Origin of the sequence: Novosphingobium sp. MD-1, assembly GCF_001014975.1 — a bacterium.
In the GTDB taxonomy this organism is placed as follows: Bacteria; Pseudomonadota; Alphaproteobacteria; order Sphingomonadales; family Sphingomonadaceae; genus Novosphingobium.
On record NZ_BBXA01000030.1, the window covers coordinates 555,960 to 577,640 of the forward strand.

Consider the following 21,681-nt stretch of genomic DNA (forward strand, 5'->3'; position numbering starts at 1 on the left):
ATGCCCGCCAGCGCGGCGCATGACACGAAAATGGATGTGTGATAGCCCGGTTGAAATTCAAGACCCCGATGCGCATTTTCGCGTGCATGCAAACAGCGAAGGGCGCGTTCCCGGACGCGCCCGGACAAGAGGACATCATGGCCGGAACGCCCAAAGTCGATATCTACACCAAATGGGGTTGCCCCTACTGCGTGCGGGCCAAGGCGCTGCTCGAAAAGAAGGGCGTGGCCTTCGAGGAATTCGATGTGACCATGGGCGGCCCGAAGAAGCAGGAAATGCTCGCCCGCGCGCCCGCCGCTATGACGGTGCCGCAAATCTTCGTCGGCGAAACGCACGTCGGCGGCTGCGACGATCTCTATGCGCTGGATTCCGCCGGCAAGCTCGATCCCCTGCTGGGCCTCTAGGGCATGACCATGCCCGATGGTCCGGTGCGGGTTGCGCTGTTCCAGATGACCACCGGCATCGATCCCGCAGCCAATGCCGCGGCGATCGTGGATGCCGTGGGCCGCGCGGCGCACGGCGGCGCGGCAATCCTGTTCACGCCCGAAATGGCGGGCCTGCTCGACCGCGACCGCAAGCGCGCGACGCCGCATATCGTGGCGGAAGACGCCAATCCGGTGCTGGCGGCGGTGCGCGCGGCGGCGGCGCAACACGGCATATGGGTGGCCATCGGATCTCTGGCTGTGCAGCGCGGCGGCGAAGCCATGACCGGGGAAGCCGCATCGGGCGAAGGGCGCTGGGCCAACCGTTCGTTCCTGATCGACGCCACCGGCGCGATCGTGGCGCGCTATGACAAGATCCACATGTTCGACGTCGATCTGGCGACGGGTGAAAGCTGGCGCGAATCCGCCGCCTATCGCCCCGGTGACAGCGTGGTAACGGCGGAAACGCCGATCGGCCGGCTGGGGCTGGCGATATGCTACGACGTGCGCTTTCCCGCCCTGTTCGAGCAACTCGGCCGGCGGCAGTGCGATGTCATCGCCATCCCGGCGGCGTTCACCGTGCCCACCGGCAAGGCGCACTGGCACCTGATGCAGCGCGCCCGCGCGGTTGAAGCCAGCGCCTTCGTGATCGCCACAGCGCAGGCCGGACGGCACGAGGACGGGCGCGAGACTTACGGGCACAGCCTCGTCATCGATCCATGGGGCGAAGTGCTGCTGGACATGGGCGAGGAACCTGGCCTGGGCTTCGCCACGCTCGATCCCGCGCGCATCGCCGAAGTGCGCGCGCAACTGCCCAGCCTCATCAACAAGCAGCCGATCCCGGCAGGGTGAGCCGTGAGGCTCTTGCGGCGGGCCGCGAAATCCCTAAATCGGCTGTCATATGATCGTCTTTGATCTTGAGTGCCGCGATGGCGGGCATCGTTTCGAGGGCTGGTTCGGCTCGTCGGACGACTTCGCGCAGCAGCAGGCGCGGGGTCTCCTCACCTGTCCCACCTGCGGCTCCGGTGATGTCGGCAAGGCGGTGATGGCCCCGCATGTGGGGCGCAAGGGCAACCAGGTTCCGGCTCGGGTGCCGACCGACAAGGGTGCGGCCGTGGCCGCCGCGCCAGCGCCTGTAACGGCTGGCAGCTCCTCACCGCAAGTGATGGCGGGCGGAGGTCTTCCTCCCGAGGCGGTCGCCATGTTCAAGGCGCTGGCGACGATGCAGGCTGAAGCGCTCAAGTCCTCGAAATGGGTGGGCGACAGCTTCGCCGACGATGCGCGGGCGATGCATTATGGCGAAAAGGACGTGGAGGCGATCCACGGCCAGGCCACGCCCGAGGAAGCGCGTGATCTGATCGAGGAAGGGATCGAGATCGCGCCCGTCCTGTTTCCGATCGCGCCGCCCGGCGAAACCAACTGACGTCCCGCAACGCGCATTGGCGCAGACAGATCGCCATGTTGCGATCAAGCGCGATTGCCAGCGCGCACGAGGCCCCCTAAAGGGAGCGCGGGCGCCCGTAGCTCAGCAGGATAGAGCACCAGATTCCTAATCTGGGGGCCACAGGTTCGAATCCTGTCGGGCGCACCACTTTCAGCGCGAACCTTGACTTTTTCCGGCAAAAGCCCTAGGTTCCTTTTGCTATCGTCGCTTTCGACGGAATTTGACGCCGGCCACGGCTCTCCTTCCTTTGTCACGCTACCGGCTCCATCCGCGCTGTTGCGGGTGGGTTTTTCGTTTTCGTGAAAAGGAAACATCCCATGCCTATCGGCACCGTCAAATTCTTCAATTCCGACAAGGGTTACGGTTTCATCGCGCCGGAAGACGGCGCGCCCGACAACTTTGTCCACATCAGCGCTGTCGAGCGTTCCGGACTGGCCACGCTGAACAAGGACCAGCGCGTCAAGTACGAGCTGGAAACCGACCGTCGCGGCAAGACGTCGGCCGTCAACCTGGAAACGGTTTGATCCCTTGGCCAAAGAGGATCTTCTGACACTCGACGGCCAGATCGATGAAATTCTCCCGGACGGCCGCTTCGGCGTCGTCCTGGAGAACGATCACCGGATCATCGCCTATACGGCGGGCAAGATGCGGAAATTCCGCATCCGCTCGATCGTGGGCGACCGGGTCAAGGTCGAAATGACGCCCTATGATCTGACCAAGGGACGCATCGTGTTCCGCGAAAAGGTCCAGAGCACGGGCGCGTTCCGCAAGCGGCGCTAACACTCAACTCAGGACGGCGCGCAATCAACGCGCAATATTGCATAACATATTCAAGGTATTCATGTTTTTTTCCAATTTGGTTTCCAGTTTTCCCCGGATGCGCAATCCGCATCCATCGATTGACCGCCATCGCGGTTTCGTACTCAGCCCCCGCCAGTCTCCGCTGCTGACCCGCCGCGAATTGCAGGCCGCGGTCATGCAGATGGTCGATTGACCTTCGTTCTTGCCGCCTGGCGCCGCTTGCGATAGCGGCGCGTCAGGCCGGTCCATTGGATTAGGGCTTGAATCCAATGGTTAAGTATGATTCTGTGACAGAATGAAGCGCCGCCGCCACAATCTGCGACTGCCCAAGGAAAGCCTGACCCAGACGGCGGCGCTGCTGGCGTTGCTGTTTCTGGGCGCCATGGGGCTGGCCGGGCCGAGCGGACTGCTCGCCTGGAGCGAGAACGCGCGGATGCTCGAACAGCGACAGAAGGAAGTGGCGCAACTGACGGCGGAGCGCGATCATTTGCGCAACCGCGTCAACCTCCTCGATCCGCGCCACGCCGATCCTGATCTGGTGGGTGAGTTGCTGCGCAGCAACCTTAACGTCGCGCACCCTGACGAGCTGGTCATTCCGCACCAGTAATTCGCGACTTCGTTCGCCCGACGCGTGCTTGTTGACGCTTTATGCGGGGCACGCGATGCGATCTGCGCAAACTGGCCATGCCCATGAGGGCAGCAAAGTGCCACTTGCGGGCCTGAAACCAAGCGGGCATTGCGGTTCATATCGCGAGGCACTACCCGGCGGGTAATTCCACGTGCAAAGCGACCGGAAAAGAAACCCGGCATCAGGGGAACGAAATGGCTTGCTCGACCGGCACTGACGACGAAGATCTGGCGCGCGGCAAGGAGCCGGTGCCGCAGGAGGTGCAGGAAGCTATCCGCACGCTGATCCGCTGGACCGGTGACGATCCGGCGCGCGAAGGGCTGCTCGATACGCCCAAGCGCGTGGCGCGCGCCTGGCGCGAATATTGCCAGGGCTATGCCGACGATCCGGCCATCCACCTGACGCGCCAGTTCGAGGAAGTGGGCGGCTACGACGAGATCGTGCTGCTGAAGGACATTCCCTTCCAGTCGCATTGCGAACACCACATGGCGCCGATCACCGGCAAGGCGGCGATCGCCTATCTGCCGAGCCGCAAGGTCGTGGGCATTTCCAAGCTGGCACGCGTGCTGCACGGCTTTGCCCAGCGCCTGCAGATCCAGGAACGGCTGACAGCGGAAGTCGCGCAATGCATCTGGGACAACTTGCATCCGCAGGGCGTGGCCGTGGTGATCGAGGCGCAGCATGGCTGCATGACCGGCCGTGGCGTGCGCACGCCGGGCGTTGGCATGGTGACCAGCCGGATGCTGGGCTGCTTCCTAGAGGATTCGCGCAGCCGCAAGGAAGTGCTGAGCCTGATGGGCTACTGATCGGGCGCGCGAACATTCCCATCAGGGCTGTCGATGGCGCAGTACAAACCCGTGATGACCGTGCCGGACCTCCAGGCCTTTTTACTGCGTGCGTTTCCGGAGGAAGCGCACGCGCGTATCGGCGTGGTGTCAGACATTGCCCCCGGTCTGGCCCGCATGCACCTCGATCCGGGCGGAGAAAGTCTGCGGCCCGGTGATCTCGTGTCCGGACCGACACAGATGGCGCTGGCGGACGTGGCCGCCTACGCGGTGGTGCTGGCCCACATTGGACCGCAGGCTATGGCGGTCACCAGCAATCTCAATATCGTGTTCCTGCGCGGCGCTCGGCGGGCGCGGGTCATCGCGGAAGCGCGCCTGGCGGTTGGCGATGATCGACGTGCGGCTGTGGCAGAGCGATCCCGACGAGCCCGTCGCGCAGGCGACGGTCACTTACGCGCTGCCGGGGTAGCCCTGAGCCAGACAAAATACATTACAATTCCAGGGCTTTGCAGGTGCGTCGGGCGCACTAGGTTCGTCTCCGTCACCGGCGAAAAAGAGGCCGGGGCATTGCAGGAGACCGAACCATGAAGGCATTGTGGATCGCCGGGCTGTTGTCCGGCGTAGGGCTGGCCACGCCCGCCATAGCAACGGCACCGGCCGCGCCCGATCACGTCGAACGTATCGAGCATCGCGGCGGCACCGTCGAGGCGCGCTATCAGGTGATGACGCAAACGGTGCAGCGCCAGATCGGCGCGCCAGGACCGGGCGGCCGCATGGCCTCGCTGCGCTGTGTGTGGAGCGTCGATCTCACCGTTCGGCGCGAAGCGCGCTTGCCTTCGGGCGCGCTCGCAAGCCGGCAGCTTGAGCGGCCGCGTGTGCTCACCGGCACGCGCGCGGGATGGTGCAAGGGGCAGGAATCCGCGATTGCCGGAGAAGTGGCGCGGCGCACCGACCAGCTGCGCGCCGAAATGCTCGCCGCCGCGCGGGAAGATCGGCAGGAGGTGATCGCGGACGCCGAGCGATTGCACGCGGGGCATCGGGAAGGCTGATGGCGATCCGCGTGACGATACTGGCGGTGCCGGCCCTCATGGCTGGTGTTGCGACCGCGCAGGCGCAGGGTATACCCTCGTTCGGCGTGGAGGCGACGACCGACGAGGTTCGTCGCGGGCTGAGCTGGAGCGAGGGCAAGGCAAGCGCTTCGGCAGACGCTGCGGTTTCCCTCGCGGGTTTCGACCTGTCCGCGCGAATGGCGGCCACGCGCGGCGCGGCGCGGCATCTGGGCGCGGATGCCGTGGCCGATCTGACGCTGGCACGCCGCTGGACGATCGGCCTGTTCGACGTGAGCGCGCTGGTTTCCGGGCATCTGTTCGCAGGCGCGGACGATGCCGCTCACTATGCCGAACTGGGGCTGGGCGCGAGCTATGCGCTGGGGCCGGCGCGGATCGGAGCCGGTGCGCGCTATGCCCCGCGGCAAAGCGCGATCGGCGGCGACAACCTGTACTTCTATGGCGATGCCGCGCTGGGCATTCCGGCAACACCGTTCAGCCTTTCGGCCTCGCTCGGCCATTCGCGGGGTAGCGTGCGCGATCCCGCGCGCGCGGCGCGGCTGCGACCGCACGGGGCCTATACCGACTGGAGGATTGGCGCGGACTATGCACGGGGTCCGCTGCTGGTTGGGCTGGATTATACAGGGACCGATGTGAAGGACGGAGCGCCCGGCGGCCACACGGGCGACCGGGTGATCGGGCGCGTGCGGCTGTCGTTCTGAAGGACCAGCGTTCTAACGGTCGGCGAAGCGTCCGGCCCTTCCTGCACGGGGGAAGGGCCGGAAAGCGCTCAGAGGTTTTCGAGCATGTATTCGGCAGAGCTGACCTTGAAATCGCCCGGCGCTTCGACGTTGAGCTGCTCGACCACGCCATCGTTCACCACCATCGAGAAGCGCTGGCCGCGCGTGCCGAGGCCGAAGCCCGAGCCATCCATGGTGAGGCCCACGGCCTTGGCGAAATCGCCATTGCCGTCCGCCAGCATGGTCACGTCGGGCGAGCCACTGGCCGCACCCCACGCCTTCATCACGAAGGGATCGTTAACCGCCGTGCAGGCGATTTCATCAATGCCCTTGGCCTTGAGATCGGCGGCCTTCTCGACGAAGCCCGGCAGGTGCTTGGCCGAACAGGTGGGCGTGAACGCACCGGGAACCGAGAACAGGGCGACCTTCTTGCCCTTGAAGTAGTCGGCGCTCTGCACCGCTTCCGGGCCTTCCGCCGTGGCCTTGACCAGCTTCACGTCGGGCAGCTTTTCTCCAACCGCAATCGTCATCCCCAATATCCTTTCTTCTGGATGTGCCGCCCGGACCTGTCGGCCGGGTCTATGACAGCAGGGAGGATATAGGCCGGCCGCAAGACGGTGCAACACAAGCGCAAGCGCGGGGGAGAAATTTCGTCGGTGGGGAAGGGCATCCCGCCCGGTCCTGCGCGGTTTGCGGGTTTGCGTTCTTTCGAGACGTTAATGCAGCCATATAAAGTTTCCTTTATATTGCGTCCGCTCGTGCAAGCGGCTAAGGCGGCGGCAGACCCGCCAACCTGTCGGCCGCTATCGTGTGGTCCGGCGGGCGGGCTTGAACTCATCCAGGAGAATGCTTCGTGGCCAGCGTGCTCGATGCCGAAAAGGACTATGTGATCGCCGATATCGGGCTTGCCGACTTCGGCCGCGCGGAAATCGCGATCGCCGAAACCGAAATGCCCGGCCTGATGGCGCTGCGCCAGGAATTCGGCGCTGCACAGCCGCTCAAGGGCGCGCGCATCACCGGATCGCTGCACATGACGATCCAGACCGCCGTTCTCATCGAAACGCTGGTGGCGCTGGGCGCCGACGTGCGCTGGGCCACCTGCAACATCTTCTCGACGCAGGACCACGCCGCCGCCGCAATCGCCGCCGCCGGCATCCCCGTGTTCGCGGTAAAGGGCGAAAGCCTGGCCGACTACTGGGATTACGTCGGTTCGATCTTCGACTGGGGTGATGACCAGACCGCCAACATGATCCTCGACGACGGCGGCGATGCCACCATGTTCGCGCTGTGGGGCGCGCGCGTCGAAGCCGGCGAAAAGCTGTTCGAGCCTTCGAACGCCGAGGAAATCGAGTTCGTCCGCGCGCTGACCGCGTTCCTCAAGAAGAAGCCCGGCTACCTCACCCAGTCGGTGAAGGCCATCAAGGGCGTTTCGGAAGAGACCACCACCGGCGTCCACCGCCTGTATCAGATCGCCAAGGACGGCAAGCTGCCGTTCCCCGCGATCAACGTGAACGATTCCGTCACCAAGTCGAAGTTCGACAACCTCTATGGCTGCAAGGAATCGCTGGTTGACGCGATCCGCCGCGCGACCGACGTGATGCTGGCCGGCAAGGTCGCCTGCGTTGCCGGCTTCGGCGATGTGGGCAAGGGCTCCGCCGCCTCGCTGCGCCAGGGCGGCGCGCGCGTGATGGTCACCGAAATCGATCCGATCTGCGCGCTGCAGGCGGCGATGGAAGGCTATGAAGTCGTCACCATGGAAGAAGCGGTCACGCGCTGCGACATCTTCGTGACGGCGACCGGCAACGAGGACGTCATCACCGCCGAGCACATGAAGGCGATGAAGCCGATGGCGATCGTCTGCAACATCGGCCACTTCGACAGCGAGATCCAGATCGCCGCGCTGTCGAACTACAAGTGGACCGAAGTGAAGCCGGGCACCGACCTGGTCGAATTCCCGGACGGCAAGCAGATTATCGTGCTGGCCAAGGGCCGGCTGGTGAACCTGGGCTGCGCCACCGGCCACCCCAGCTTCGTCATGTCGTCCAGCTTCACCAACCAGACGCTGGCGCAGATCGAACTGTTCACCAAGTCTGACCAGTACAAGAACGATGTCTACGTGCTGCCCAAGCACCTCGACGAAAAGGTGGCCGCGCTTCACCTCGAAAAGCTGGGCGTGAAGCTGTCGAAGCTCTCGCCCAAGCAGGCGGCCTACATCGGCGTTTCGGAAGCGGGACCGTTCAAGCCGGATCATTACCGCTACTGACCCGTCGCCGCTACGGCGGCCAGGCGATTTGGAAATGCGATACGGCCCCCCAGCATGGCTGCGGGGGCCGTTTTCGTGGGAGCCGCCTTGCGGCTTCGCACGATATGGTGGCTTTCGCGGCGCTCCTCACCAGATTTGAAGTGCGTGCCGGTTGTCATCGGCGCAAGGCCCGCATAGCGAGGGGCGGATGCTTCTGAACCAGACCGTGCTGGTCATCGTGGGATTGCTGGTTGCCGCATGGACCGTTGCGGCGGGCTGGGCCGTGCTTGTCGCGCGCGGGCGGGCGCGCAAGGCCGAAGCACACCACCGGCTGGCGCGCCGGCTGACGCGGATGGTGGACGAATCGCCGGCCCTGCCGTTGCTGGTGCGGGCCGACGGGCGGATCGAGGGGCCATCGCGGCTGGCGGGCTGGCTCGGCCTCGATGCCATGCCGGGCTATCTTTCCGAACTCGATGCCGGCGATGCCAGCGATCGCGGCCTCAACGAAGTGCAGCTTTCGCAACTGAGCGATGCCGTGCGCCGCGCGCAGAAGACCGGCGCGGCATTCCGCATGGTGCTGACCCCGCGCGGCGGCACGCGCTGCCTGGCGGTGCGCGGGCATCTGGCCGACCCGCAGGTTTCCCCTGGCGGTTCCGCGCTCGTGTGGTTCTTCGATTTCAGCGATAGCGAGGCCGAGCTGCGCAAGCTGCGCGCGGAAGCGGCCGGGGCGCGCGCCGATTTCGCCGGCCTTTCCGGCTTGATCGAGGCGGCGCCGCTGCCAATGTGGTTTCGCGGTCCCGACATGGAATTGCGGCTGGTCAACAGCGCCTATGTGAAGGCCGTGGGGGCCAAGAGCGCGGACGATGTCGTCACGCAAGGCATCGAACTGATCGAGGCGGCCGACGGGCTGACCGCGGCGCAAGTGGCGCGGCACGTGCTGGCGCGCAAGGCGCCGGTCGAACGCATCGTGTCCGCCACGATCGGCGGCCAGCGCCGCTCGGTGCGGGTCAGCGACCTGCCGCTGGGGGATGAAGGTGTCGCCGGCTATGCCGTGGACATCGAGGAACTGGAGGAACTGATGCGCCAGTTCCGCCGGTTCCGCGAAGCACAGCGCGAGATGCTGGATACGCTGTCCGCCGGCATCGCGCAGTTCGACGAGCGCCGGAACCTCGTTTTCGCCAACCAGCCGTTCCTGCGCATCTTCGGCGTGCCACAGGCGTGGGTGGCCGATACCCCGCCGTTCGACCGCGTGCTGGATCGCATCCGCGATGCCGGGCGCCTGCCCGAAGTGCGCGATTTTCCCGAATGGCGCCGCGAGCGGCAGGGCTGGTTCCTGGCGCGCGATCCCCGCGAGGAATCGTGGCATCTTCACGATGGCACGCATTTGCGCGTGGTGGGCCAGCCGATGCCCGATGGCGGGCTGCTGATGATCTTCGAGGACCGCACCGAACAGCTCCAGCTTTCGGCGACGCGCGACACGCTGCTGCGCACGCGCACGGCCACCTTCGACAACCTGTTCGAAGCGCTGGCCGTGTTCGCGCCCGATGGCCGGTTGCAGCTGTGGAACCGCCGCTTCGTGGCCGAATGGGGGCTGGAGGACAGCTTCCTCGATACCCACCCGCGCGCTGACGTGCTGCTCACCCGCATCGCCCAGCAATTGAAGCGTCCGTCGCAAGTCGGCACGATCGGCCAGGTGATCCAGGCGGCGACGCTGGAGCGCCGCCAGCGCAGCGGGCGGCTGGCGCTAGCCGACGGGCGCTATCTTGAATTCGCGGGCGTGCCGTTGCCCGATGGCAACGGACTGCTGACGGTGCTGGATATCACGGATTCGCAGAAGGCCGAAACCGCGCTGCGCGAACGCAATGCGGCGCTGGTGGAAGCCGATGCGGTGAAAACGCGCTTCATCGCCAACATGAGCTATGAATTCCGCACGCCGCTGACCTCGATCGGCGGGTTTGCCGAACTGCTGCAAAGCGGTATCGCCGGTGAACTGACGCCGCAGGGCCAGGAATACGTGGCGGCGATCCTCGCCTCGGTCGAGCGGCTGGGCGAGCAGATCGAGAACGTGCTCGACCTGTCGCAGAGCGAGGCTGGCACGCTGCCGCTGGCGCGCGATCCGGTGGAGATTTTTCCCCTGCTGACCGGCGTCGTCAAGGAACGCTCGGACCGGATTTCCGCCGCGGGCCTGTCGCTCGACTTGCGCGGCAATGCCTCGGTCGGCACGGTGACGGGCGATGCGCGGCGGCTGGCGCGGGCCTTTGGGCAACTGGTGGACAACGCCATCGCCGCCACGCCGGAAGGCGGGCGCATTCTGATCGAATGCACGCGCCAGCGCCAGGGGGTGCGGGTGGTGATTTCGGACAACGGCGGCGGCATGGAGCCGGCGGTGCTGGCGCGCGCGATGGAGGGCCTGAAGGTCACGCCCGATGGCCGCGCGGCGGAGCGGCGGCAGGGATTGGGCTTGCCGCTGGTGCGGCAATTGGTGGAAGCGCACGGCGGCACCATCGAGCTTCTGTCCGAACCGGGGCAGGGCACCGCCGCGATCGTGGACCTGCCGTGAGCGAGCGCGTTCCCCTGCCCGATATCGCCGCGACCGAGGCGCTGGCCGCGCGGATCGCCGGGCGGTTGCGGCCCGGCGACGTGGTGGCGCTTTCGGGCGGGCTGGGCGCGGGCAAGACCACGCTGGCGCGCGCGGTGATCGCCGCGCTGGGGCACGAGGGCGAGGTGCCTTCGCCCAGTTTCGCGATCATCGAATGCTACGATCCGCCGACGGTGCGCCTGCCGCTGGTGCACGCGGACTTCTATCGGCTGGAAGACCCTTCCGAAGTGGAGGAACTGGGGCTGGATGACTATCGCATGGGGGCGGCGATGCTGGCCGAATGGCCCGAACACGCCGGCGGCTTTGCCCACGAGCGCGGTTGCCTTTCAATCCTGTTGGAATCGGCGGAAAGCGGGCGCACGGCCATTGTCGAGCCGGGGCCGGATTGGATAGAGCGCGGATCATGGACCTGACGATACCCGATGGCGTCCCCGTTGGCGTCGAAGCGTTTCTGGCCGAAGCCGGCTGGACCGGTGCGATGATCGATCCGCTGCCCGGCGATGCCTCGTTCCGCCGCTACTTCCGCATTCGCGGCGGGGCTGGCGATGCGATGCTCATGCACGCGCCACCGCCGCAGGAAGATCCCGCGCCGTTCCTGCGCGCGGCGAAGTGGCTCGATGCCAACGGGTTGCGCGCACCGCGCATTCTGGCCGAACGGGCGGAGGAGGGCTTCGTCCTGCTCGAAGACTTCGGCGACGTGCGGATGCGCGAATATGTCGAGGCCTGGCCGCAGGACGAGGAGGCGGTCTATCGCGCCGCGATCGACGCGCTGCTCAAGGCCGGCACGCTCCCCGCCGGGCCGTTCCCGCCCTATGGCATGGCGGAGTACTTGCGCGAGACCAAGCTGTTCACCGACTGGTTCTGCCCCGCGCGCGGGCTGCAGGTCGACGCGCGCGGCTGGGCCGCGGCGTGGGAAGAGGTGCTGACGCCGCTGCTGGCCCGGCAGGGCGAGGGCGTGACGGTGCTGCGCGATTACCACGCCGAAAACATCATGCTGCTGGGCGGTACGGGCGATCAGGGCCTGCTCGATTTCCAGGACGCGCTGGCCGGCCATCGGGCCTATGACCTCGTTTCGCTGTTGCAGGACGCGCGGCGCGACGTGAGTCCCGAACTCGAAGCGGCGATGTTCGACTATTACGTCGAGCGGGCGCGGCCGGGCGATGATTTCCTCGCCGACTACGCGGTGCTGGGCGCGCAGCGCAACGCCAAGATCGTGGGGATTTTCGTGCGCCTGTGGAAGCGCGACGGCAAGCCGCGCTACCTTGGCTATATCCCCCGCGTGTGGGCAATGCTCGAACGCGATCTGGCGCACCCCGCGCTGGCGCCGGTGGCGCGCTGGTTCGATGCGAATATCCCGGGCGAGGTGCGCGCGGCGGGCGGCGGGGTGTTTTTGGTATGACCAAGCCTCTCGCCAGCGATGTGGCCATGGTCATGGCCGCTGGCATCGGTAAGCGGATGCGCCCGCTGACCGCGACGCGGCCCAAGCCGCTGGTGCGCGTGGCGGGCAAGCCGCTGATCGACTACGCGCTCGACAAGCTGGAAGAAGCCGGCGTCGCGCGCGCGGTGGTCAACGTCCATTACCTGCCCGATCAGATCGAGGCCTATCTCGAACAGAGGCAGCACCCCGCGATTTCGATCTCGGACGAACGCGATGCCCTGCTGGAAACCGGCGGCGGCATGATCCGCGCCTTGCCGTTGATCGATGCCGATCCGTTTTTCTGCGTGAACAGCGACAACATCTGGCTCGATGGCCCGCGCAACGCCTTCGGCGCGTTGAGCGATGCGTGGGACCCTGAGAAGATGGACGCGCTGCTGCTGCTGGTGAACCATGCGCGTGCGTTCAACTTCCAGGGGCCGGGCGATTTCCATCTCGATCAGGAAGGGCGGATCACGCGCCGCCGGCCCGGCCGGATCGCGCCGTTCATCTACACCGGGTTGCAGATCGTGTCGCACCGCCTGCTGCGCGACGCGCCCGAGGGATCGTTCTCCACCGGCGTGCTGTGGAACCGTGCCATTGCCGAAGGGCGGCTTCATGGCGTGTCGCATACCGGGCTGTGGTACGAGGTCGGCGAGCCGCAGATGATCGCGCCGACCGAGGCCGCGCTGACCCGGATGTGACGCGGCGATGAGCGAGAGCCAATGAGCGACAGAACGCCGCGAACGGGGCCGAAAGTCTGGTCGATCGCGGCGCACCGGGGCTTCGCCGACGCGCTCGTCGCCGGACTGATCCCGCGCTATCGCGAGGACGGCTTCGGGCTGGCCCGGCTGTTGCTGCTGCTGCCGAGCCGCCGCGCCGTGCGCACGGTGACCGAAGCTTTCGTGCGCGCCAGCGGGGATGGCGGGCTGCTGCTGCCGCGCATGGCGGTGGTGGGCGATCTCGATCTGGACGAGACGCTGGGGCCGCTGCTCGATCCGCTGGGGCCGGGCGCGACAGTGCCGCCGGCGAGCGATCCGGTGTTCCGCCTGCTGCGCATCGCGGAAATGCTGCGCGCGGAACCGGAGACGGGCAATCTGGGCGAGGCCGGCCTGCTGCGGCAGGCGCGGTCGATCGTGCGCAGCATGGACCGGATGGCGGTGGAGGACGTCGCGCCCGAAAAGCTGCTGGACGAAGCGGTGATCGGCGCGGTGGGCGATCTTTCGCAGCACTGGACGGACAGCACGCGGCTGTTCGCGAAAGTGCTGTTCCGCTGGCGCGCCGAACAGGAGGCGCGGGGCGAGATCGACGCGCCCGAACGGCGCAACCGCCTGCTCGATCACGCGGCGCGGGCATGGCGGGGCCATCCGCCGGCGCATCCGGTGATCGCCGCCGGGGTGACTTCGGCCGCGCCCGCCATCGCGCGGTTGCTGCGCACCGTGGCCGATCTGCCGGACGGCGGCGTGATCCTGCCCGATCTCGATCTGGCGCTGGAGGAACCGGTGTGGAACGCGCTGGGCGCGGCGGGGATGCCGGAGGAACCGGGCGGCCCGCCGTTCGCGCGGGGCGATGTGGTGACGCACCCGCAGTACCACCTCAAGCTGTTGCTCAACCGCATGGGCGTGGCGCGCGGCGAAGTGCAGCCCTGGCACCGCGCCGGGCTGGCCGCGGCCCCGCCCGAACGCAGCAGGGCGATTTCCAACCTGTTCCTGCCGCCCGAAGCCAGCACGGTGTGGGTGAGCCTGCCGGCGGAGCGGCGGCGGCTTTCGGGCGTGCGCACGATGGAGACCGCGCATCCCGAGGAAGAGGCGCAGGCGGTGGCGGTGCTGATCCGGCAGGCGCTGGCCGAACCGGAACGGCGCGTGGCGCTGGTGACGCCGGACCGGGCGCTGGCGGTGCGCGTGGTCGCCCATCTGGCGCGCTGGAACATCGGGGCGGACGATACCGCCGGCCGCCCCCTGCCGCAGACCCCGGCGGGGCGGCTGTTCCTGCAGATCGCCGAGGTCATGGCGGAGCGGGCCGCGCCGGTGCCGCTGCTGGCACTGCTGGCGAACCCGCTGGTGATGGCGGGCGAAGGGCGCGCGGCGTGGCTGGAACGGGTGCGCCAGCTCGATCTGGTGCTGCGCGGGCCGCGCCCCGGGCCGGGCCTTGAAGCCGTGCGCGCGGCGGTGAAGGAGCAGGACCGGCGCTATCCCGGCCTGTTCGACTGGTGGCACGAGGCGGAGGCGCTGCTGGCGCCACTGCTGCTGTTCGATGGCGCCCTGCCGCTGGGCGCGGCGCTGGCGCTGCTGGCCGAAACCGCTGAGGCGCTGTGCGGCGAAGGCATCTGGGCGCAGCCCGACGGGCGCAGCCTGTCGCAGTTCGTACAGCAATGGAGCGATGCGGCCGGCGAGGTGGTGCTGGAGACCGATCCTGCCGACCTGCCCGTGCTGCTGCGCGACGCGCTGGACGAGGTGGCGGTGCGCCCACCCTATGGCGGGCATCCGCGCCTCGCGATCTACGGCCTGCTCGAAGCGCGGATGAGCCGGGCGGACCTGGTCATCTGCGCCGGGCTGACCGAGGGCACCTGGCCCGGCGCGCCCGCGCCCGATCCGCTGCTGGCGCCGCCGGTGCTGCGGATGCTGGGCATTCCCGGCGCGGATTTCCGCATCGGCCTGGCCGCGCACGATCTGGCCGCCGCGCTGGGGGCACCCGAAGTGGTGCTGAGCCATGCGCAGCGCGATGCCGCCGGACCGGCGATCCCTTCGCGCTTCCTGATGCGCATCCGCGCCATGCTGGGCAAGGAATTGCGGCACGAGCACGACGCGGTGCGCTTTGCCCGCGCGCTGGACGATGCGCCGCCCGCGCCGCCCTATCCCCGGCCCGAACCGATGCCATCGGCCGAACAGCGCCGGGTGCCGATCGCGGTCACCGCGCTCGACCGGCTGCGCGGCGATCCCTATCAGTTCTACGCCTCCGCCATCCTGGGCCTGCGCGCGCTCGATCCGATCGATGCGGACCCGACGCCGGCGTGGCGCGGCACGGCGGTCCACGCGATTCTGGAGGCATGGCACGATGCCGGCGCGCGGCCGGGCGAGCTGATCCCGCTGGCCGAACGCGCGCTGGCGGAGATGAGCGCGCACCCGTTCATGCGCGGGCTGTGGCGGCCGCGCCTGCTGGCGGGGCTGGGCTGGATCGAAAGGGCGCAGGACCGCCTGCTGGGCGAAGGGCGCGAAGTCCTGGCCTGGGAGGAGAAGGGCGAGATCACCGTGGACGGCGTGCGCATCCATGGCCGCGCCGACCGCATCGACCGTCTGCCCGACGGCACGCTGGCGGTGGTCGACTACAAGACTGGCACGCCGCCATCGGCGCGGATGGTGGAGGAAGGCTTCGCGCTCCAGCTCGGCCTTGTCGGCCTGATCGCGCAGGGCGGCGGGATCAGGGGCGTGAGCGGTACGCCGACGCGGTTCGAATACTGGTCGCTGGCGCGCAACCGGGAACGCGGCTTCGGCTTCATGGAGGAGCCGGTGCCGGAAGGCCGCCGCAAGTCCGGCATTCCGCGCGAGGAGTTCCTCGACCGCACGCGCGAGTATCTGGAAGAAGCGATCGCGCGGTGGATAATGGGCAGCGATCCGTTCACGGCGCGGCTCAATCCCGATCTGCCGGGCTATTCGGACTATGACCAGTTGATGCGGCTGGACGAATGGCAGGGCCGCGGCCGCGCCGGGGACAGGCCATGAGCGGGGAGCAGCCAAGCCGCGTCTATCCGCTAAAGGACAACCAGGCGCGCGCGGTCGATCCGCGCCGTACCGTGTGGCTCAGCGCGTCGGCGGGCACGGGCAAGACGCAAGTGCTGTCCGCGCGCGTGTTGCGCCTGTTGTTGCAACCCGGCGTCGAGCCGGAGCATCTGCTGTGCCTGACCTTCACCAAGGCCGGCGCGGCCGAAATGGCGACGCGCGTCAACGAGGTGCTGGCCAGCTGGGTGCGCCTGCCCGAAACCGCGTTGGCCGAACAACTGATCGCGATCGGTGCGGACTATGGCCCGGAAGCGCTGGCGCGCGCGCGCAGCCGGTTCGCGGCGGTGCTCGATTGTCCCGGCGGTGGCCTGCGGATCGAGACGATCCACGCCTTCTGCCAGTGGCTGCTCTCGGCCTTCCCGGTGGAAGCGGAGCTGATGCCCGGCACCCGCGCGATGGAGGACCGCGACCGCGCGCTGCTGGTGCGACGGGTGTTGGCAGACCTGCTGGTGAGCGCGGAGGAACAGGGCGACGAAGCGCTGCTCGATGCGCTGTCCGACCTCAGCCTGCGGATGGCGCAGGATCAGGTCGAGGCGTTCCTGCTGCGCTGCGCCGGCGCGCGTGATTTGTGGTTCGGACCCGGCGCGTGGCAGCCGCCGCTGCGGCCGCGCATCAACCGTGCGCTGGGTCTGGACGCGGACGAGGACGGAACGGGCCTTGCCGCGCTCTGCGCAGACGATGCCTTCGATGTGCGATCGGTACGGTGGTGCCTGGAAGCCAACGCGGAATGGGGCACGAAGAGCGGGATCGAGACCGCCAATGCCCTGGGCGACTGGATTGCGCTGCCGCCCGAACGGCGGCTGGACGCGCTGGACCTGCTGGCCGACCAGTTCCTGACCAAGGCGGGGCAGCCCCGCTCCACCACCAACATCGCCAAGAAAGCGCCGGACTATCCCGAATATGCCGCGCGCGTGATCGGCTGCCTCGAAGCGGTGCGCGAACGGCGCGCGCTGGTGGCGCTGGCGGCGATGCTCGATCCGGCGCTGACGCTGGGCCGCCGCTTCGCCCTGGCGTGGGACGAGGCCAAGACGCGCGAAGGCTTCATCGATTTCGACGACCAGATCCGCACCGCCGCCGCGCTGCTGACCGAGAAGGCGAGCGCGGAGTGGATCCGCTTCAAGCTCGACCGTCGGTTCGATCATATCCTCGTCGACGAGGCGCAGGACACCAACGCGGCGCAGTGGCGCATCGTGCTGGACGGGCTGGTGGCGGACTTCTTCGCCGGCGAGGGCCTGCACGGCGACGCGCTGCGCACGCTGTTCGTGGTGGGTGATTACAAGCAGGCGATCTTCCGCTTTCAGGGCACCAGCCCGGAGAATTTCGCGGCGGCGAAAGCGCGGGTGGAACGCCAGCTGCGCGATGTGGCGGACGTGCTCGACGACCGTTCACGGACGCTGCTGGGGCTGGGGCTGGGGCGGTCCTACCGCACCTCGCAATCGGTGTTGTCGTTCGTCGACCGGGCGATCGCGCATATCGGGCCGGACCGCTTCGGGCTTGCCGAACCGCCCGAACCGCATGTGGGCGAGGAACGGCCGGGGTTGGTCACGCTATGGCGGCCGGTCGGGATGGCGGCCGATGGCGAGGACGAGGACGCGCCCGAAGCCGGGGAGGAGGGCGCGGAAGGGTGGCTCTCACGCCCGGACCGCGATCTGGCGGACCGGCTTGCGCGGCAGATCAGGGCGTGGCTGGAAAACGGCTTCCCGCTGGCCAAGGGCACGCCGCGCTTCGCCAACGCGGGCGACATCATGGTGTTGGTGCGCAAGCGCAAGGAACTGGCCGGGCTGATCGTGGCGCGGCTCCATGCGCAGGGCGTGCCGGTGGCGGGCGTGGACCGGCTGCGGCTGGGCGCGCCGCTGGCGGTGAAGGACCTTGTCGCCGCGCTGCGCTTTGCCGCGCAACCGTGGGACGATTTGAGCCTTGCTGGCCTGCTCGTGTCCCCGCTGATAGGGTGGACGCAGGAAGAGTTGCTCGAACATGGTTATCGCGGGGCAGGCACGCGGCTGTGGGACCACTTGCGCGCCAGCGAGGGGCCGAAGACCCACGCCACGATGGAGCGGTTGCGCGCGCTGCTGGCGCGGGCGGACTACGAAACGCCGCAGGCGATGCTGCACTGGCTGCTGCTGGGGCCGTGGCAGGGCCGGCGCAAGCTGGTGGCGCGGCTGGGCCGGGAAGCCAACGATCCCATCGACGAACTGCTCAACGCCGCGATGGCCTATGCCGCCGGCAACGTGCCGAGCCTGACCGGCTTCCTCCAGTGGTTCGACGCGGGCGAGGGCGAACTGAAGCGCGAGGCGGGCAAGAACGAAGGACTGGTGCGGGTGATGACCGTGCACGGCTCCAAGGGCTTGCAGGCGCCGATCGTGATTCTGGCCGATGCCGCCGACGATCCCGATGCCTCGCCCGTGCGCGGGCTGGAGGTGACCGAAAGCGTGCTGGGCGAAACCCGCAAGGTGCCGCTGCCGCCGCTGCGCAAGGAGGAAAAGGCCGGGCCTGTGCGCGAGGCCGAGGCACAGGCCGCGCGCGATGAGCGCGAGGAGCACTGGCGCCTGCTCTACGTGGCGATGACCCGCGCGGAGGAGGCGCTGTTCGTCACCGGATCGCTGGGCGGGCGGCGCAAGGAGATTCCGCCGGAAAGCTGGTACGCGATGCTGGAGCCGTTGTTCGGCACCGACGAATGGATCGCCGATCCGCTGTGGGAGGGGCGCCGGCAATTGGGCGCACCGGCGCCTGCGCCCTCCGCCGGGGCCACGCCGGAGGTCGACGCGTCGCGCGAGGCGCTGCCCGATGTGCTGCTCCAGCCGATCGGCCCCGAACCGCGTCCGCCACGCCCGCTTGCGCCCTCTGCCATGGGCGAGGACGAGGCGCCCGATCCGCCGATCCGGCCTGGACCGGGCGCGCTGCTCGCGGCACGGCGCGGCACGCTGGTCCACAAGCTGATCGAGCGCCTGCCTGAACTGCCGCGCGAGCGCCGCCATGATGCCGCGCTGAACTGGCTGGCGCGCGCGGGCCGGGAGTTCCTGCCTGAAGACCATGCGGCGATGGCGCAGGCGGCGCTGGCCGTGCTCGATCACCCGGACTGGCAGGACGTGTTCGGGCCGGATTCGCTGGCCGAAGTACCACTGGCGGCGGTCGTCGAAGGGCGCGTGGTGACGGGCACGATCGACCGGCTGATCGTTCGCCCCGGTCTGGTCCGCATCGTCGATTTCAAGACCGCGCGCCGCCCGCCCGCGCGAGTCGAGGAGATTCCGGCGGCCTATCTGCGTCAGATGGCGGCCTATGTAGCGGCGCTGAAGGTGATCCATCCCGGCCGGCGCGTGGAAGCCGCGCTGCTCTATACCCACACGCCGCAACTGTTCGCCTTGCCGGAGGCGCTGCTGGCGGCGCAGAAGCTGGACCTTTCCCCCGCGCAGGAATCCTTTTCCGCGTGATCTGTTGTTTCAAGACAGGGACCGCCTAGATTGGCGGCCAAGACCAGAAGGAGTTACCGATGTCCACCAAAGCCGTCACCGACGCCAGCTTCGCCGCCGACGTTCTCGAATCCGACAAGCCCGTGCTGGTCGATTTCTGGGCCGACTGGTGCGGCCCGTGCAAGATGATCGCGCCGGCGCTGGAAGAGATCGCCGAGGAACTGGGCGACAAGCTGACCATCGCCAAGATGGACATCATGGAAAACACCGGCATTCCGGGCGAAATCGGCGTGCAGTCGATCCCGCTGCTGGTTCTGTTCAAGGATGGCAAGCCGGTGGCGCAGAAGCTGGGTGCCGCGCCCAAGAGCCAGCTGAAGGGCTGGATCGAAAGCGTTCTCTAAACCCGACGAAAGTGCCCTGAATCGTCATTTCGAGGGGCGAGGCCCCGCGGCAATCCAGAGCGGCACGCCGGACTCTGGATTGCTTCGCTCACGCTCGCAATGACGGGGCGGGGTACGCCGGGGTTTACTCGCCGGGCAGGGCGTTCAGCCTCTCCGCCATGGCATCCCACAGCGCGGGGGTGGACGCCGCGATCAGGCCCGGCTCCAGATGCCGGTCCAGCAGGTAGGGCGAACCATCGGGCCGCGCGGCCTTGCCGCCGGCTTCGTTGACGAACAGCACGCCCGCCGCGTGGTCCCACGCCAGCGTGCGTTCGAAGATCGACAGATCGTTCACTCCCAGCACGATGCGTGGATACTGCTCGGCCGCGCAGCGCGGGATGTCCACCAGCGTATAGTGCGGCGCGATATGCTGGCGCATCGCCTCGCGCTTGTCCTTGTCCACGAACACCAGCGAGATCGCGGCGACCGGCGGTTCCTGCCCGGTCGCCTGCGCCATCACGCGCTCGCCATTCACCCACGCCCCCTTGCCGCGATGGGCGATGCACAGCCGGTCGATCAGCGGATCGTAGATCCAGCCCGCCACGGTCTCGCCCTTTTCCGCCAACGCGATCAGGATCGCGAACGGAGGCTTGCCGGCTGCGAAATTGTTGGTGCCGTCGAGCGGGTCGATCACCCAGCACAGGCTGTCGCCCAGCCGGTCCATCAGCGCCGGATCGGCATGGCTGCCCTCTTCGCCCACGATCGCGGCTTCGGGCAGGATCTTCGCCAGCCCTTCGATCAGCAGCGCCTCGCTTTCGGTATCGGCGATGGTCACGACATCGTCCGCCGCCTTGGCCACGATCTCGTGATCGGCAAGCTGGCGATAGTGCCGCAGCAGCGTGCGTTGGGCGGTATCGCGCATCAGCGCGGCGACGGCGGTGTCGAGAGCGGATTCCGTCATGAAAGTCCTTCGGCGCGCGAACGCGGGTAACGGGGAAGATCGTCGGCCGGCTCCGCCCAGGGGATGCGGCTGGCGTAGAACATATGGAAGCCCGGCGTGACGCGTTCGGGATGATCGAGCGTGGCAAGGCTGAAATCGGCGGTCGCGGCGGCGGACGTGTCGCGCATCAGCAGCGGCGTTCCGCAGGCGTGGCAGAACCAGCGTTCGCCGCTTTCGCTGGAAGATACCCGCCCGATGGACGCAAGGCCCTGTTCGACCACGAAGGCATCGGCCGGGACGGAAGCGAAGGCCATGGCCGGGCTGCCGGAATTGAGCTGGCAAGTGCGGCAATGGCACCAGCCGGCGTCGGTCGGCGCGCTGGCCAGCCGGTAGCGCACCGTGCCGCACAGGCAGCCGCCGGTCCAGTCGCCGCTCCCGTCCCCGCTCATGTCAGCGGGATCATGACCTGGCTAGCATAGCCGGGACGTTCGCGCAGCCGGGCGTACCATTCGGCCACGTGCGGCACATCGGGCCGCGGTACCGCGATGCTGTAGAAGGTGTGGGCATAGACGCCCATCGGGATGTCGGCGATGCCGAAGCGGTCACCCGACAGCCACGGGCGTGTGGCCAGTTCGGCGTCGAGGATGCGCATCATCGCGCCCGAGGCTTCGGCCGAGCGGGCGACCGCGGGATCGCTGGCGTTCTTCCCCTGGCGCACGCACCCCAGGAACGCATCGCGCTGCGCGTCGGCGAAATGGAACTGCCAGTCCATCCACTTGTCGCCCATTGCGCGGATGGCGGGATCGTCAGCGCGCAGCGACGGGGCGTGACGATCCGCCAGATAGCGCAGGATCGCGTTCGATTCCCACAGCACCAGATCGCCGTCCTCGATCGTCGGGATCATGCGGTTGGGGTTCTTGGCCAGGTATTCCGGCGTGAAGCCGAACGGGCCGCCCATGTCGATCCGGCGGTGCGGCAGGTCCATCTCGATCGCCGCCCACGCCACTTTCTTGACGTTGTGCGAATTGAGCCGTCCCCAGATCGTAAGCATCGCGGG

General features: G+C 67.9%; 22 protein-coding genes and 1 tRNA gene. 19 read left to right on the forward strand and 4 right to left on the reverse strand.

The window, feature by feature from the left end:
• Window positions 1-137: 137 nt before the first annotated feature.
• The 11 genes from grxC (at window position 138) to NMD1_RS15675 (ending at window position 5,848) form a co-directional block, all read left to right on the forward strand.
• Window positions 138-404, forward strand: coding sequence for a glutaredoxin 3 (gene grxC, locus NMD1_RS15625; RefSeq protein ID WP_124807467.1), 267 nt, complete (start codon window positions 138-140; stop codon window positions 402-404).
• A 9-nt stretch (window positions 405-413) separates the two neighbouring features.
• Complete coding sequence (locus tag NMD1_RS15630) at window positions 414-1,274, forward strand: carbon-nitrogen hydrolase family protein (protein ID WP_233497700.1); 861 nt, start codon at window positions 414-416, stop codon at window positions 1,272-1,274.
• 49 nt (window positions 1,275-1,323) lie between these two features.
• The gene (locus tag NMD1_RS15635) at window positions 1,324-1,845 is read left to right on the forward strand and encodes a DUF1178 family protein (protein ID WP_125955419.1); all 522 of its coding nucleotides are present in this window, start codon (window positions 1,324-1,326) and stop codon (window positions 1,843-1,845) included.
• Window positions 1,846-1,936: 91 nt separating this feature from the next.
• Window positions 1,937-2,013 (forward strand) — tRNA-Arg (locus tag NMD1_RS15640).
• A gap of 170 nt (window positions 2,014-2,183) precedes the next feature.
• The gene (locus NMD1_RS15645) at window positions 2,184-2,390 is read left to right on the forward strand and encodes a cold-shock protein (protein ID WP_125955420.1); all 207 of its coding nucleotides are present in this window, start codon (window positions 2,184-2,186) and stop codon (window positions 2,388-2,390) included.
• Window positions 2,391-2,394: 4 nt separating this feature from the next.
• The gene (infA, locus tag NMD1_RS15650) at window positions 2,395-2,646 is read left to right on the forward strand and encodes a translation initiation factor IF-1 (RefSeq protein WP_124807463.1); all 252 of its coding nucleotides are present in this window, start codon (window positions 2,395-2,397) and stop codon (window positions 2,644-2,646) included.
• Between the two features lie 316 nt (window positions 2,647-2,962).
• A complete protein-coding gene (locus tag NMD1_RS15655; protein WP_124807462.1) occupies window positions 2,963-3,274 on the forward strand; it encodes a septum formation initiator family protein in 312 nt (103 codons plus the stop codon).
• A 215-nt stretch (window positions 3,275-3,489) separates the two neighbouring features.
• Entirely contained in the window at window positions 3,490-4,101 is a 612-nt protein-coding gene (gene folE, locus NMD1_RS15660) for a GTP cyclohydrolase I FolE (RefSeq protein WP_124807461.1), read from the forward strand.
• A 33-nt stretch (window positions 4,102-4,134) separates the two neighbouring features.
• Entirely contained in the window at window positions 4,135-4,668 is a 534-nt protein-coding gene (locus NMD1_RS15665; RefSeq protein WP_233497702.1) for a PaaI family thioesterase, read from the forward strand.
• On the forward strand, window positions 4,665-5,129 hold the full coding sequence (locus NMD1_RS15670; RefSeq protein ID WP_125955421.1) for a hypothetical protein: 465 nt from the start codon (window positions 4,665-4,667) through the stop codon (window positions 5,127-5,129). Before NMD1_RS15665 ends, NMD1_RS15670 begins: the two co-directional genes overlap by 4 nt.
• On the forward strand, window positions 5,129-5,848 hold the full coding sequence (locus NMD1_RS15675; protein WP_125955422.1) for a TorF family putative porin: 720 nt from the start codon (window positions 5,129-5,131) through the stop codon (window positions 5,846-5,848). Before NMD1_RS15670 ends, NMD1_RS15675 begins: the two co-directional genes overlap by 1 nt.
• A gap of 68 nt (window positions 5,849-5,916) precedes the next feature.
• On the opposite strand, the gene NMD1_RS15680 is transcribed toward NMD1_RS15675, so the two are convergent.
• Window positions 5,917-6,396, reverse strand: coding sequence for a peroxiredoxin (locus tag NMD1_RS15680; RefSeq protein ID WP_125955423.1), 480 nt, complete (start codon window positions 6,394-6,396; stop codon window positions 5,917-5,919).
• A gap of 323 nt (window positions 6,397-6,719) precedes the next feature.
• On the opposite strand from NMD1_RS15680, the gene ahcY reads away from it, so the two are divergent.
• From ahcY to trxA, 8 genes are all read left to right on the forward strand, one after another.
• Window positions 6,720-8,129: an adenosylhomocysteinase gene (gene ahcY, locus NMD1_RS15685; protein ID WP_124807456.1), complete on the forward strand. Its 1,410-nt coding sequence runs from the start codon at window positions 6,720-6,722 to the stop codon at window positions 8,127-8,129.
• 187 nt (window positions 8,130-8,316) lie between these two features.
• Window positions 8,317-10,668: a PAS domain-containing sensor histidine kinase gene (locus NMD1_RS15690; RefSeq protein ID WP_125955424.1), complete on the forward strand. Its 2,352-nt coding sequence runs from the start codon at window positions 8,317-8,319 to the stop codon at window positions 10,666-10,668.
• On the forward strand, window positions 10,665-11,120 hold the full coding sequence (gene tsaE, locus NMD1_RS15695; RefSeq protein WP_125955425.1) for a tRNA (adenosine(37)-N6)-threonylcarbamoyltransferase complex ATPase subunit type 1 TsaE: 456 nt from the start codon (window positions 10,665-10,667) through the stop codon (window positions 11,118-11,120). The genes NMD1_RS15690 and tsaE overlap by 4 nt, the downstream gene beginning before the upstream one ends.
• Window positions 11,111-12,106, forward strand: coding sequence for an aminoglycoside phosphotransferase family protein (locus NMD1_RS15700; RefSeq protein ID WP_125955426.1), 996 nt, complete (start codon window positions 11,111-11,113; stop codon window positions 12,104-12,106). Before tsaE ends, NMD1_RS15700 begins: the two co-directional genes overlap by 10 nt.
• Window positions 12,103-12,825, forward strand: coding sequence for a nucleotidyltransferase family protein (locus NMD1_RS15705; protein WP_125955427.1), 723 nt, complete (start codon window positions 12,103-12,105; stop codon window positions 12,823-12,825). The genes NMD1_RS15700 and NMD1_RS15705 overlap by 4 nt, the downstream gene beginning before the upstream one ends.
• A gap of 21 nt (window positions 12,826-12,846) precedes the next feature.
• A complete protein-coding gene (gene addB / locus NMD1_RS15710; protein ID WP_125955428.1) occupies window positions 12,847-15,840 on the forward strand; it encodes a double-strand break repair protein AddB in 2,994 nt (997 codons plus the stop codon).
• The gene (gene addA / locus NMD1_RS15715) at window positions 15,837-19,325 is read left to right on the forward strand and encodes a double-strand break repair helicase AddA (protein WP_125955429.1); all 3,489 of its coding nucleotides are present in this window, start codon (window positions 15,837-15,839) and stop codon (window positions 19,323-19,325) included. Before addB ends, addA begins: the two co-directional genes overlap by 4 nt.
• Before the next feature lie 59 nt (window positions 19,326-19,384).
• Complete coding sequence (gene trxA, locus NMD1_RS15720) at window positions 19,385-19,705, forward strand: thioredoxin (RefSeq protein ID WP_124807449.1); 321 nt, start codon at window positions 19,385-19,387, stop codon at window positions 19,703-19,705.
• A gap of 124 nt (window positions 19,706-19,829) precedes the next feature.
• Here trxA and NMD1_RS15725 read toward each other — a convergent pair whose 3' ends face one another.
• From NMD1_RS15725 to NMD1_RS15735, 3 genes are read right to left on the reverse strand one after another with little or no spacing between them, the layout of a single operon-like run.
• Window positions 19,830-20,645 (reverse strand): inositol monophosphatase family protein, encoded by an 816-nt coding sequence (locus NMD1_RS15725; RefSeq protein WP_125955430.1) that lies wholly within the window; start codon window positions 20,643-20,645, stop codon window positions 19,830-19,832.
• Entirely contained in the window at window positions 20,642-21,073 is a 432-nt protein-coding gene (locus NMD1_RS15730; protein WP_125955431.1) for a GFA family protein, read from the reverse strand. The genes NMD1_RS15725 and NMD1_RS15730 overlap by 4 nt, the downstream gene beginning before the upstream one ends.
• Window positions 21,070-21,675, reverse strand: coding sequence for a glutathione S-transferase family protein (locus NMD1_RS15735; RefSeq protein ID WP_125955432.1), 606 nt, complete (start codon window positions 21,673-21,675; stop codon window positions 21,070-21,072). Before NMD1_RS15735 ends, NMD1_RS15730 begins: the two co-directional genes overlap by 4 nt.
• Window positions 21,676-21,681: the final 6 nt, after the last annotated feature.

Bases quoted from the DNA above. Each gene is read 5' to 3' on its own strand.
- NMD1_RS15725 (WP_125955430.1), bottom strand. From the start codon at position 20,645: ATGACGGAATCCGCTCTCGACACCGCCGTCGCCGCGCTGATGCGCGAT.
- addB (WP_125955428.1), top strand. From the start codon at position 12,847: ATGAGCGACAGAACGCCGCGAACGGGGCCGAAAGTCTGGTCGATCGCG.
- addA (WP_125955429.1), top strand. From the start codon at position 15,837: ATGAGCGGGGAGCAGCCAAGCCGCGTCTATCCGCTAAAGGACAACCAG.
- NMD1_RS15655 (WP_124807462.1), top strand. From the start codon at position 2,963: ATGAAGCGCCGCCGCCACAATCTGCGACTGCCCAAGGAAAGCCTGACC.
- NMD1_RS15675 (WP_125955422.1), top strand. From the start codon at position 5,129: ATGGCGATCCGCGTGACGATACTGGCGGTGCCGGCCCTCATGGCTGGT.
- NMD1_RS15680 (WP_125955423.1), bottom strand. From the start codon at position 6,396: ATGACGATTGCGGTTGGAGAAAAGCTGCCCGACGTGAAGCTGGTCAAG.
- NMD1_RS15665 (WP_233497702.1), top strand. From the start codon at position 4,135: ATGGCGCAGTACAAACCCGTGATGACCGTGCCGGACCTCCAGGCCTTT.
- trxA (WP_124807449.1), top strand. From the start codon at position 19,385: ATGTCCACCAAAGCCGTCACCGACGCCAGCTTCGCCGCCGACGTTCTC.
- NMD1_RS15690 (WP_125955424.1), top strand. From the start codon at position 8,317: ATGCTTCTGAACCAGACCGTGCTGGTCATCGTGGGATTGCTGGTTGCC.
- NMD1_RS15645 (WP_125955420.1), top strand. From the start codon at position 2,184: ATGCCTATCGGCACCGTCAAATTCTTCAATTCCGACAAGGGTTACGGT.
- NMD1_RS15635 (WP_125955419.1), top strand. From the start codon at position 1,324: ATGATCGTCTTTGATCTTGAGTGCCGCGATGGCGGGCATCGTTTCGAG.
- NMD1_RS15705 (WP_125955427.1), top strand. From the start codon at position 12,103: ATGACCAAGCCTCTCGCCAGCGATGTGGCCATGGTCATGGCCGCTGGC.
- grxC (WP_124807467.1), top strand. From the start codon at position 138: ATGGCCGGAACGCCCAAAGTCGATATCTACACCAAATGGGGTTGCCCC.
- folE (WP_124807461.1), top strand. From the start codon at position 3,490: ATGGCTTGCTCGACCGGCACTGACGACGAAGATCTGGCGCGCGGCAAG.
- NMD1_RS15735 (WP_125955432.1), bottom strand. From the start codon at position 21,675: ATGCTTACGATCTGGGGACGGCTCAATTCGCACAACGTCAAGAAAGTG.
- NMD1_RS15670 (WP_125955421.1), top strand. From the start codon at position 4,665: ATGAAGGCATTGTGGATCGCCGGGCTGTTGTCCGGCGTAGGGCTGGCC.
- NMD1_RS15700 (WP_125955426.1), top strand. From the start codon at position 11,111: ATGGACCTGACGATACCCGATGGCGTCCCCGTTGGCGTCGAAGCGTTT.
- NMD1_RS15630 (WP_233497700.1), top strand. From the start codon at position 414: ATGCCCGATGGTCCGGTGCGGGTTGCGCTGTTCCAGATGACCACCGGC.
- NMD1_RS15730 (WP_125955431.1), bottom strand. From the start codon at position 21,073: ATGAGCGGGGACGGGAGCGGCGACTGGACCGGCGGCTGCCTGTGCGGC.